General features: G+C 48.4%; 12 protein-coding genes, 1 tRNA gene and 1 riboswitch. Of the genes, 7 read left to right on the top strand and 6 right to left on the bottom strand.

What is annotated here, in order from left to right:
* Positions 1–2 precede the first annotated feature (2 nt).
* A tRNA-Arg gene (locus tag Q4C79_RS12060) sits at positions 3–77 on the bottom strand.
* 13 nt (positions 78–90) lie between these two features.
* Positions 91–1065, bottom strand: coding sequence for a polyprenyl synthetase family protein (locus Q4C79_RS12055; RefSeq protein ID WP_303091267.1), 975 nt, complete (start codon positions 1063–1065; stop codon positions 91–93).
* Positions 1066–1281: 216 nt separating this feature from the next.
* On the opposite strand from Q4C79_RS12055, the gene rplU reads away from it, so the two are divergent.
* Together rplU and rpmA are read left to right on the top strand one after the other, a co-directional pair.
* The gene (rplU, locus tag Q4C79_RS12050; protein ID WP_089036377.1) at positions 1282–1590 is read left to right on the top strand and encodes a 50S ribosomal protein L21; all 309 of its coding nucleotides are present in this window, start codon (positions 1282–1284) and stop codon (positions 1588–1590) included.
* 28 nt (positions 1591–1618) lie between these two features.
* Positions 1619–1891 (top strand): 50S ribosomal protein L27, encoded by a 273-nt coding sequence (rpmA, locus tag Q4C79_RS12045; RefSeq protein WP_303091266.1) that lies wholly within the window; start codon positions 1619–1621, stop codon positions 1889–1891.
* Between the two features lie 222 nt (positions 1892–2113).
* On the opposite strand, the gene Q4C79_RS12040 is transcribed toward rpmA, so the two are convergent.
* Positions 2114–3022, bottom strand: a complete 909-nt coding sequence (locus Q4C79_RS12040; RefSeq protein ID WP_303091265.1) for an NmrA/HSCARG family protein — start codon at positions 3020–3022, stop codon at positions 2114–2116.
* Positions 3023–3112: 90 nt separating this feature from the next.
* Between Q4C79_RS12040 and Q4C79_RS12035 the strand changes: the two genes are divergently transcribed.
* Entirely contained in the window at positions 3113–3424 is a 312-nt protein-coding gene (locus Q4C79_RS12035) for a helix-turn-helix domain-containing protein (RefSeq protein WP_303091264.1), read from the top strand.
* Between the two features lie 293 nt (positions 3425–3717).
* Here the strand turns inward: Q4C79_RS12035 and Q4C79_RS12030 are convergent, their stop codons facing one another.
* Entirely contained in the window at positions 3718–4416 is a 699-nt protein-coding gene (locus Q4C79_RS12030) for a 7-cyano-7-deazaguanine/7-aminomethyl-7-deazaguanine transporter (protein ID WP_303091263.1), read from the bottom strand.
* A gap of 9 nt (positions 4417–4425) precedes the next feature.
* Complete coding sequence (gene queF / locus Q4C79_RS12025) at positions 4426–4899, bottom strand: preQ(1) synthase (RefSeq protein WP_303091262.1); 474 nt, start codon at positions 4897–4899, stop codon at positions 4426–4428.
* A 3-nt stretch (positions 4900–4902) separates the two neighbouring features.
* Positions 4903–4946: riboswitch (PreQ1 riboswitch) on the bottom strand.
* Between the two features lie 483 nt (positions 4947–5429).
* Between queF and Q4C79_RS12020 the strand changes: the two genes are divergently transcribed.
* From Q4C79_RS12020 to Q4C79_RS12005, 4 genes are all read left to right on the top strand, one after another.
* Complete coding sequence (locus tag Q4C79_RS12020; protein ID WP_303091261.1) at positions 5430–5924, top strand: MarR family transcriptional regulator; 495 nt, start codon at positions 5430–5432, stop codon at positions 5922–5924.
* 43 nt (positions 5925–5967) lie between these two features.
* Positions 5968–7392, top strand: a complete 1425-nt coding sequence (locus Q4C79_RS12015) for an efflux transporter outer membrane subunit (RefSeq protein ID WP_303091260.1) — start codon at positions 5968–5970, stop codon at positions 7390–7392.
* 180 nt (positions 7393–7572) lie between these two features.
* Entirely contained in the window at positions 7573–8769 is a 1197-nt protein-coding gene (locus tag Q4C79_RS12010) for an HlyD family efflux transporter periplasmic adaptor subunit (RefSeq protein ID WP_303091268.1), read from the top strand.
* A 131-nt stretch (positions 8770–8900) separates the two neighbouring features.
* Positions 8901–10427: a DHA2 family efflux MFS transporter permease subunit gene (locus Q4C79_RS12005; protein WP_303091259.1), complete on the top strand. Its 1527-nt coding sequence runs from the start codon at positions 8901–8903 to the stop codon at positions 10425–10427.
* Between the two features lie 76 nt (positions 10428–10503).
* Here the strand turns inward: Q4C79_RS12005 and thrB are convergent, their stop codons facing one another.
* Positions 10504–11430, bottom strand: a complete 927-nt coding sequence (gene thrB / locus Q4C79_RS12000) for a homoserine kinase (protein ID WP_303091258.1) — start codon at positions 11428–11430, stop codon at positions 10504–10506.
* Positions 11431–11682 lie beyond the last annotated feature (252 nt).

Below are 11682 nucleotides of genomic sequence, written 5' to 3'. Positions count from 1 at the left end.
GTTGGCCTCGCCGACAGGAATCGAACCTGTATTTTACGCTTAGGAGGCATACGTTCTATCCGTTGAACTACGGCGAGTGGTGTAAATATATCAAGAAATCCTGCTCAGCGACTCTTGAGCCAATGCACGCATGGCTTGGGTTACTTCGTTGTCCGGCAATTTATCTAAGCAGGCGGTAGCTTGTTCGACTGCGATACGTGCTTGCTCGGTGGAATAAGCCAGCGCATCGGAATGGATCACATGATCGTGGATTTTTTCAAAATAACTGCGGTCGGCGTTTTGTAAAGCGTGGCGCACATCAGCAGCGGCTTGTTCGTTTCCTTGATGCATCAGGTAAATCAATGGCAGGGTGGGTTTGCCTTCGGCCAAGTCGTCGCCGACGTTTTTTCCGATTTCGGCGGGGTCGCCCGAATAGTCGAGAATGTCGTCCATAATCTGAAAGGCAGTGCCGACATGCATGCCGTAGTCTTTTAAGGCTTGCTCTTGTTCGGGGTTTGCACCGGCCAGAATCGCGCCTACTTGGGCGGCTGCTTCAAACAGTTTGGCTGTTTTGTATTGAATGACTTGGATATATTCTGCTTCTGTTATGTCGGTGTTGCCGATATTCATCAGCTGCATCACCTCGCCCTCGGCGATGATGTTGGTGGCGTCAGCCATAACTTCCAAGATTTTCATACTGCCGGAGCCAACCATCAGTTGGAATGCACGGGTATAGAGGAAATCGCCCACCAGAACGGCGGCGGCGTTACCGAATAAATTGTTGGCTGTTTTGCGGCCGCGCCGCAGCTCGCTCTCGTCGACTACGTCGTCATGCAGCAGGGTAGAGGTATGAATAAATTCCACCATGGCGGCCAGCGAATAGAGTTTGTCATGGTCATAGCCCAGAGACTTGCCGGCTAAGATGGTGATGATCGGTCGCAGACGTTTGCCGCCGGCACTGATAATATAAGTACCGATTTGCGAAATCAGCGCCACTTCCGATTGTACGGCTTGATTGATAACTAGGTTGACGCGCCCCAGATCGGATTCGAGGTGTTGTTGAAAATAAGGCAGATTTTCGAGCATGATGAACTTTCGGTTCCGGCGTTAGCCGACTGATCGTGCGGATTCGGCATAAATACAGCGCGCAATTATATCAGCAACACGGTTGAATTGCATTCAAAGAGGCGTATCCTGCGGATTTCAAATAAAACTTTGACAAATATAAATAAGAAGGATAGAATTTCTGGTTCTGTGCTTTTGCACGGTGTTTATATAAATCAAATTATCATGGAGTTGAGTATGTACGCGGTCGTAAAAACCGGCGGTAAACAGTACAAAGTTACCGTTGGCGAAAAATTGAAAGTAGAACAGATACCTGCCGAACTCGACAGCCAAATCGAACTGACTGAAGTTTTGATGATTGCTGACGGCGAATCTGTAAAAGTAGGCGCTCCTTTTATCGAAGGCGCAAAAGTAACGGCTAAAGTGGTAGCACATGGTCGTGGCGAAAAAATCCGCATTTTCAAAATGCGCCGCCGCAAACATTACCAAAAACGCCAAGGCCATCGCCAAAATTTCACCCAAATCGAAATCGTGGCAATCGCTTAATTTTTTAACATTTAAGGAGTAAACACAAATGGCAACTAAAAAAGCTGGCGGTAGCTCTAAAAACGGTCGCGATTCAGAAGCCAAACGCCTAGGCGTTAAAGCCTACGGTAACGAGCTGATTCCTGCGGGTTCCATCATTGTTCGCCAACGCGGTACCAAATTCCACGCCGGCAATAACGTGGGCATGGGTAAAGACCACACCCTGTTTGCAAAAGTAGACGGTTATGTGGAATTTGCTGTAAAAGGCCCTTTGAACCGTAAGACTGTAAGCGTGCGCCCGTACACCGGTGCCGACGAATAATCCGGATGGAGTCTGGAGTTTGTTAAAGAAAACCCTGCTGATTGAAAGCAGGGTTTTTTGTTGGATCAAATATTTTGTTTCTCAAATGCCTGTCTGAAAATTCGCTTTGCGGAAATACCGCATCTTCGTTTTCAGACAGGCATTTGTTACTGAAAGTTTAGCCGATGAATTATTTGGTGAGCCGAAACCGAGGAAGATAGTCTCTACTTGATATCACGAAGCTTAAAATTCGGCTTTTTCTCCTTTCCATCCGGTTCGTCGCAGGAAGGCTTCCCAATTTAAAGCATCCGGGGTAATGTGTTCCGGGCGGTTGGTCGGACTGAAATAGCCGTATTCCACTGCATATTGCACCATCCCCAACAACTCTTGCACCAGTAATTCGTTAGCGGCAAACTCGGGAAAATAGTGTAACAACCCTTCCCGGGTATAAGCATTGCGGTACTCGGCGGGAATGCCTGTTAAGCGGGTAAAGGTTTCCACCATTTCGCGCGGGCTTATCCAATCGCCCACCAACGGTACGGTTACGCCGTCGTAGTCTTGCGGCCGTTTGAAAATGTCCAATACTGCAGGGCCGGTGATGCTTAACGGATCGGCGAAAGGAGCACGGAAGTCTTCGGGCAAATAAATCGGAATCAGCAGTTTGTCATTCTCCCAACGCGGCAGGTAGTATTCCATCAGATTGGTGAAGAAAAAAGCGATCATCACGAAACTGCTCTGTACGGGCAGGCGGCGAATGTAATCGGCAATGCGGGCTTTGTCGGTAAAGTGCGGCGCGAATTTCGCGCCTTTGGTACGTTCGTCCACATTTTCCAAGGTACTGAATACAATGTGTCGCACCCCAGCGGCTACTGCTGCATCTGCCATCAAACAACCGGTTGCATATTCCTGTGAGTTGTTCGGCGGCGTAGGAGGCGTCATTAAAAATACACCGTGTGCTCCGTAGAATGCGGCAGCCAAATCATCGGAGGATACCACTTCCGCACCCCGTTTGACCCATGACTGGGCCAACTCGGATTGTGGGCTTCGGGTTAACGCACGCACTCGGAATCCGCCGTCTGCCAATAGGGAATCCACCACGCTGCGTCCTTGCTTACTGGCGGCGCCTGCCACCGCGATTAAAGGTTGTGTCATACTTACTCTCCTATTAAGGGTTGGAGAAAGTGAGTATAACGATGGTAATACAACCAGAAAATAACTATCCTTTTGAATAGGTTGAAAATTATGAGAACAGAATGCCAAGCCGATTTTGTGCAACTAAACGGCAAACGTTACCCTTGTACCGTCAGTCTGGCGATGGATTTAATCGGCGGAAAATATAAGGCCACGATTTTGTACCACCTGCAAGATGGGGTGAAACGCTTCGGCGAACTGCATGCCTGTCTGAATGCGGCCACCGAAGCGGTGTTGAGCAAGCAATTGAAAGAATTGGAGCGTGACGGCTTGGTATCGCGCACTCAATACGGTACCAAACCGCCTGTGAAAACAGAATATGCGCTTACTGATTTCGGGCGCACAACGATTCCCGTATTATAGTGGATTTAAAATAAAACTCCGAGATTGGAGCGCGAACGTCCCCGTCCGCAAAATATCCAGAATCATACATAAAAAGCGGACGAAAACGTCCGCGCTATACCGGACATTTTATTTTAATTCACTATACAAGCCGTTACGCAATGGGGGAATCAGGTTGCGTTGGAAAAGGGGGTGTGGGAATCTTCACATGAGCGGGCTGGTTCGGGTGAGCAATAAAATGCCTGTCTGAAAATAATGGCCGGTTTTTGCGAAGCCAAATTTTTCAGACAGGCATGGTGGATTTAAATAAAGCGTTACTGAGCCTGCGTAACAGTTTCCGATGCCACAACCTCATGCTGCTTCAGTGTGGTCAGCTTGTTAGTCAATATATTCAAAAGCAGACCATAGGCCGGCAAGAAGAATAATGTACAGATGGTTAGCTTGAACAGGTAATCGACAAAGGCAATATGCGGCCAGTTGGCAGCCATAAAGGCATCGCTGCTGGCATAAAACGCCACTGCGAAAAACAACAGAGTATCTACGGCATTGCCGGCAAAAGTGGAGGCCGAGGGGGCGATCCACCAGCTTTTCAAACGGCGCAGCCGGTTGAATACGAAAATATCCAATAGTTGGCCGACGGCGTAGGCGGTAAAGCTGGCCAGTGCGATACGGAATACAAAGCTATTGAATACCGCCAGCTCCGACCAGCCGGCCCAGCTGCCGTCACGAAATATCACCGAGAGGGTGTAAGAGAGCAAGAGTGCCGGCAGCATCACCCAAAAAATAATACGGCGCGCCAGCTGCTGGCCGAAAATGCGTACGGTTAAATCGGTGGCCAGAAAGATAAACGGGAAGGTCAGCGCGCCCCAAGTGGAATGCACTTCGTAGCCGGTAGGCAGGGTAACGGTAAAAGGAAACTGCACCAGATAATTGCTGACAGCAATGATGGCGATGTGGAAAACCGACAGCCATAACAAGGCTTTGCGCTTTTGCGCAGGAGAGAAAACGTACATTTCCCCTCCTTACAACATATCGTGTTCAAACAGACGCTTTTGCGCCAATTGCTCGAAAGGCGTACCCGGCCGGCCGTAATTGGCGAACGGATGAATGGCAATGCCGCCGCGCGGGGTGAATTCACCGAATACTTCAATGTATTTGGGCTGCATCAGTCCGGTTAAGTCTTTCATGATGATATTAATGCAGTCTTCATGAAAGTCGCCGTGATTGCGGAAGCTGAACAGATACAGTTTCAATGATTTGCTTTCCACCATTTTCTGATCCGGAATGTAGCGGATGTGGATGGTGGCAAAGTCCGGCTGGCCGGTAATCGGGCAAAGACTGGTGAATTCCGGACAAACGAATTTAACGAAATAATCATTGCCGGGATGTTTGTTGTCGAAAACCTCTAAAATTCCGGGAGCATATTGATCGGGGTAATGGGTTTTTTGGCTGCCCAAAAGGGTGATGCCGCCCAATTCTTCAAGTTGACGGGACATTCGGATTCCTTAGTTTTTTAATGTGGGAGTTTGCGAACCACAGGGAAAAGGCGCTATTTTAGAGCAAAAGCAGTAATTTGTATGTAAGTAAAACTATTTTTCTATTTTTAATGGCATGAGTTTTCAGACAGGCATACCGTTTGTCTGAAAGTAAGTTTAAATTTCGGATAAACGGTAGGGTGAGGTCGCGATTTTAGTGTTTGAGCAAAAGCTCTTTTTTCTATTTTACCGTTTAGAACGGCATAATATTTATAAAAATCACTAAGCATAAAAATAAAATGGCGCATAATGCTTGTAAATCAAGGATGAGCGGTCGTGCCTATACGATGAGTGGCAGGCTATAAAGGCGGTGAAACCGTTGGGAAAAAAACCGTTGCCGAATATCCTAGAATATTAGTCAAGATAATATACAGGCGTTAGTATTGCCTCACTGAATAACATTAGCTGCATCTTAAATATTGGCTAAGTGCCTGTTGCAGAGCTATATGTTCGTAGCAGTTTATTATACCGATACAAAACGAGAATACATCATGAGTTTTTCAAGAACCGAACTGGGCAATGCCCTGAAATTGTTATCTGAGCGCTTGCCAGAGTTTTCAGAGAAACAAGCACACACCACCCGCTTATTGCGTATTACCTCAGATCGTTTGAGCAGCCAGCAAAACGAATTATTGAAAGAATTTGGTATTAACGAGAATTTATGGTTTGCCGTATTGGCGGTTTACGTCAGTCCCAATCAGGAAATTCTGCCCTCACAGCTGAGTGATTTGATGGATTTGACACGTACCAGCGCCACTAGGCTTTCCGATGAAATGGTGGAACGCGGTTGGATCGAGCGCAGCATCAACGAGAAAGACCGTCGCCAGATTGTGTTGAAGTTAACCGAAAAAGGTGAGAACTTTATCAAAGAAGTCGAGCCGCATATGGCAAAAGGCCGTATGCCTTTGTGGGAAGATTTCAAAGAAGAAGAATTTGCCCAGTTGCAACATTTACTGTCTAAGTTGTTGACCCGTTTGGGCGGATGATGCAATATTCACGACTGATTAGGATGTTGCTAAAGAACAGGATATGAATTCTAAGAAGATCTTGTGCGTACTGAGCGTAACTGCTGCCGGATTGTTAAGTGCGTGCGCTAATTTTGGTCAACAGGTGCCGTTGGGTAATCCAACGGCATATTCGTTGCCGGACGGTAAAACTGCGGATGTGCAAAAAGCTTGGTGGTTGCGGTTAAAAGACCAAAAGCTGAACCGCTATATCGGGCAGGCGCTGGAAACGGCACCGGCTTTGCAAGCGGCACGCAGCCGGCTGGAGCAGGCGCAGGCGCAAATCGGTTTGTTGGGAGCGGCTAATAAAACGCAGGCCGGTCTTAATGCGGTCGGTTTCGGCATGCTGAGCAGCAGTAAGCCGGATGTGCAGGATTATGTGCCGCAGGCCGATCCTAGCCGTGTATTGGCTGTGGCCAATGTTGCGTTGCAGGTTGGTTGGTCATTCGATTTCTGGGGTAAAAACCGTGCGCAGATTGCTTCAGTGATTGGTCAGCAAAATGCCATTCGTTACGAGGCAGAGCAAACACGTTTGATGCTGGCTCATGCGGTAGCTGCACAATATTTTGCTTGGCAGAATCTCAAGGCGCAGCAAGATATTCTCAAACAGCGGATTGACAATGCTTCGGCGCAGGAAAAATTATTGCAACAAAGAGTGAAAGCACAATTGCTGGCGCCCAGTGCCGTTTATCCGGTGCAACAGGCACGCCAACAAATGGAAGGGCAGATGTTGGCTCTGGAGCGGGAAGCTGCACGTGTGCGCCATGCGCTGGCAGTGTTAACCGGTCGCCCGGCCAATGCGTTAGACAATGATAGTCCGTCGAAAATGGCATCGGTGCCTGCGGTACGCAGTGGCACCCTGAAGGCGGATTTGCTGGGGAGTCGTCCGGATATCGCGGCGCAGCGCGAGTTGTTGGATAGTAAAACCTACGCCATTAAATCCGCCAGAGCCGAGTTTTATCCGAATATAGAGTTGAGGCTGTTGGCTGGATTATCGCATATCGATACTTTTAATCTCATCAGCAACCAATCCGGTATGCTGGGTATTTTGCCGGCTTTGCATTTGCCGATTTTTACCTCGGGAGCCTTGCAGTCTAAGCTGGCTGGCCGTCATGCGGAATACAATCAACAGGTGGCACAATACAATCAGACCGTGTTGGATGCAATGCGTGCGGCGGCTGATGCGGTAAGTGATTACCAAATTAGTCGGCAGCAGTTGGCGCAACAGCAGCAAGTATTGTCCACGGTAAGCAAAAATGCTTCAGCCGTACAGCGGCGGGTGAGTGCGGGTTTGGAAAACAAAATGGCTTATTTGCAGAAAAACGATGAGCTGTTGCAGCAGCAAGCCGTTTTGTCAAATCAGCAAAGTGCCGCACTCGTTGCATGGAGTCATTTGCAGGCCCAGCTAGGCGGTGGTTTTTCGGCTGATAATCACGAAGAAATAGAGTAAAATTCTGTTTTTTTGATAATAGATATAGATAGTTTTCAGACAGGCCTCATTTGAAAGGGGTCGTTTACAGGTAATCGATTAAAGCAAAACAGGCCTGTCTGAAAAAATAAAGCCGGGCGGTGGTTGAAACATAATCCGGTACGGCTGTATTGAAATGGCAGATGTAGCCAAGGAAACGGGATAGACACAATGAGTGAACCAGAAAACGCAGTGCAGACATCTAATCAGCCTGCGGCCAAGACAGTAGGTGCCGGGAAGCGTAGGAAGCGTAACCTTACGCTGTTGACTTTGCTGCTCATCACCATCGCACTGGCTTTCGGTTTGGCCTACTTTCTGGTCTGGCAATTTGAAGAGACGACCGAAGATGCTTATGTAGCCGGTCATGTGGTGCAGATTACCCCGCAGATCGGCGGTACGGTGCGCAAAGTTTCGGTGGATGATACCGATATTGTGAAAAAAGGCGACGTATTGGTCACGCTGGATGACAGCGACTATCAGCTTGCCTATGAACGTGCGCAAAACGAGTTGATTCAGGCTATTCGTCAAAACAAGCAGCAAGCTGCGGCTACTATGCAAAGCGATGCGGAAGTGGTGGCGCGTAAGGCTGATTTGGCACGTGCGATGACCGATTTGAAACGCCGCGAATCACTGGCAGGTACCGATGCGATTTCGGGGGAAGAATTGAGCCATGCCCGCGCTGCCGTAGTGCAGGCACAGGCTGCTCTCAAAGCAACGGAAGCGGCTAAAACTTCGGCACAGGCGGCCATCGGCAATAATATTCCTCTGCGCCAGCAGCCGGCGGTGCAAACTGCTATCAGCCGTATCAAAGATGCTTGGTTGAATCTGCAACGCACCCAAATCCGCTCACCGATGGGGGGGCAAATTGCCAAACGCAATGTACAGGTCGGCCAGCAAATTAATTCGGGTATGCCGGTAATGGCTGTGGTACCGCTGCACGAGGTTTGGGTTGAGGCCAATTTTAAAGAAAATCAACTACGTAAAATGCGTATCGGCCAGCCGGTAACCATGGAATCGGATTTATACGGCAAGCGGGTGGTGTACCGTGGTACGGTACAAGGTTTGTCGGCCGGAACCGGCAGCGCCTTCTCTTTGTTGCCGGCGCAAAATGCAACCGGAAACTGGATTAAAGTGGTGCAGCGGGTGCCGGTACGCATCAGCTTGGATGGTGAGACTTTACAGAAATATCCGTTGCGTGTGGGTTTATCGATGACTGTGCGGGTAAGCACTGATAACGACGGCGGTAAATCATTGGCTGAGGCAGCGGAAAAAAATATTACTTCGCCGGAGGTGGAAACTGTGGATTGGACACCGGTCAACACTTTGATTGATCAAGTGTTCGAGAAATATGCAAAGTAAAATCCATCGGTTGAGAACCCTGCTTGGTTTTACGACACATGATTTTTTCAGACAGGCATATGTCACTAAAATGCCTGTCTGAAATTATTTCAAGCTTTTAACGCACAACGTTCAAAATAAAAGGATAAAACATGAATCACCCGCCTTTACAGGGGATGCGCCTGGTGTTGGTTACTTTGGCGTTGAGTCTGTCGGTATTCATGGAAGTGCTGGATTCCACTATTGCCAATGTCGCTGTACCGGTGATTGCCGGTGATTTGGGTGCGGCAATGACGCAGGGAACATGGGTGATTACTTCTTTTGCCGTTGCCAATGCCATCTCGATCCCGCTTACCGGATTTATGGCGCGCCGTTTCGGCGAAGTGCGGATTTTCATGTGTGCGGTCATCGGTTTCGTATTGGCATCATGGCTTTGCGGGATGGCAGCCAATCTAGAATCGCTGGTGTTGTTCCGCGTATTGCAAGGCTTGGTGGCCGGGCCGTTGATTCCGTTGTCGCAAAGTTTATTGATGGCTTCTTACCCGCCGGAAAAAAGGGTTCTGGCGTTGGCCTTATGGGCGATGACGGTGGTGGTGGCACCGGTATTGGGGCCGATACTGGGTGGCTGGATCTCGGATAACTGGCATTGGGGGTGGATTTTCTTTATCAATATCCCCATCGGTATTATCGCGGCTTATATCGTGTGGAAGCAGTTGCGCCATCGGGAAACGCTTACCGAGCGTACGCCGGTGGATTATGTCGGTTTGGTATTGATGGTGATCGGTGTCGGTGCATTGCAAATGATGCTTGACCGCGGTAAAGAGCTGGATTGGTTCGCTTCCGTAGAGGTGATTGTCCTGGCTGTGGTGGCGGTGGTTTGTCTTGCTTATTTCATTGTGTGGGAGTTGGGCGAAAAATATCCGATAGTGGATCTATCTCTGTTTAAAGACCGTAACTTCACCGTTGGCGTGATTACCACTTCAGCAGGTTTTATGTTGTTTATGGGAACACTCACCCTGTTGCCTTTGGTGTTGCAGTCGCAAATGGGTTATACCGCCACTTGGGCGGGGTTGGCGGCAGCACCGGTAGGTATTTTGCCGATTATTCTTTCCCCCATCATCGGCCGTTTTGGTAACCGGCTGGATATGCGCTATCTGGTCAGCGCCAGCTTTTTGGTATTTGCCGCAACGTTCTATTGGCGCAGCCTTTTTTATCCGGGCACCGATTTCAGCAATGTGGTGTGGCCGCAATTTTGGCAGGGGCTAGGTGTCGCGATGTTCTTCATGCCGCTGACCACCATCGTTTTGTCGAACATGAAAGGTTCGCAAATCGCCGCCGCCAGCAGTTTGTCTAATTTTTTGCGGGTGTTCATGGGCGGTGTCGGCGTTTCTGTTGCCACTACTTTGTGGGAAAAACGCGAGGCTCTGCATCATACCCGTTTAACCGAATATATTACGCCGTACTCACACGATGTGCGCCAAACGGTACATGCTCTTACGCAAACAGGTGTCAGTGAACAACAAGCGATGGCTAGCTTGGAGCGTGCTATTTCCCAACAAGGTTTTATTATCGGGTCTAATGAAATTTTCTGGGGCAGCGGTATTTTGTTTGTAGCGATGATCGTGATTGTTTGGTTCGCCAAACCACCATTCGGTAGTGGCAACAGCGGCGGGCATTAGACTTTTCAGACAGGCATATCGAAACAGCTGTTATTTCAAAGAAATAACAGCTGTTTTATTGGTTCGTCCGTGTTAATTAAAATTTATCATGCAGAGTAAGTAATAAATCACGGAATGCATTCGGATCTTTGATAAAAGTCATTTCTCCCTCAACCGGAAAATGAAAATCCAGCAAGCGTGATACCCAAAAGCGGATACAACCGGCACGCTGTGCCACAGGATAGTAAGCCAACTCAGCCTCGCTTAACGGGCGAATTTGTTGGTAACCTGCCAAAAATGCCCCCGCCAAGGTTTCATCTAGGTGATTGTCAGCAGTGCGCGCCCAATCATTCACCGCAATCGCCAAATCGTACATAAAATTGCCGTTGCAGGCATAATAAAAATCAATAAAACCTGCCACCTGCTCGCCGTCGAGCAATACATTATCCTTAAACAAATCAGCATGGATAATGCCGCCGGGCAAGTTGTCGTTCAAATGTGCATCTAAAAAAGCAATCTCGCTTTGCAGCAAAGCCGCATCATCTGCATCCAATACCGGCGTCAAACGCAGGCATGCCTCATGCCACCATTGCGTATAACGGGGATTATCCATTTTTAGGGGGAAGTTTTGACCGGCCAAATGCATTTTGGCCAACATCGCACCGGTATTGAAACATTGCTGTTCTGTCGGCCAACTGGTGTCCGAACCGCTCAAGCGCGTAACCATACAGGCCGGTTTTCCTGCCAGAGTAGAGTCGAAGCGGCCGTCTTTCCGCTGTATCGGTGAAGGACAGGCCACTCCTTGGCTGCTTAAATGCTGTTTCAATAATAAGAAAAACGGCAGCTCTTCTTGCTGCAAAACCTCAAAAATAGTCAGCACAAAGCGACCGACAGTGGTGGTGACAAAATAATTACTGTTGGTAATCCCCTGGGCAATCCCCTGTAGCGATACAAAATCACCCACATCATAAAAGCCCAGAAAGTCGCGCATCTCGTCATCGGAAATGCTGGTGTAAACAGACATAATCAAAGCAGCCATCAACAAAAAATAATGGCGTATATCATACCAATTAAACCCGCTGTAATATAGTCTGGCAGTGATAAGTATTATGGTGAATGATGGAGGAACAACACTTAACGAGTTTGAAATTGGATGGTTGATTCGACTTTGCTTTGATAGATGTAGATGCCTGTCTGAAAATTTTCAGGCAGGCATCTCATTTGTTTGGTTTGCGATTTGTGGTTTGATTTGAGTTTGGGACGATAAAAATATCCA

It is taken from the genome of Neisseria sp., from assembly GCF_030523955.1.
Classification (GTDB): Bacteria; Pseudomonadota; Gammaproteobacteria; order Burkholderiales; family Neisseriaceae; genus Neisseria.
This window is presented reverse-complemented; position numbering and strand designations above follow the sequence as displayed.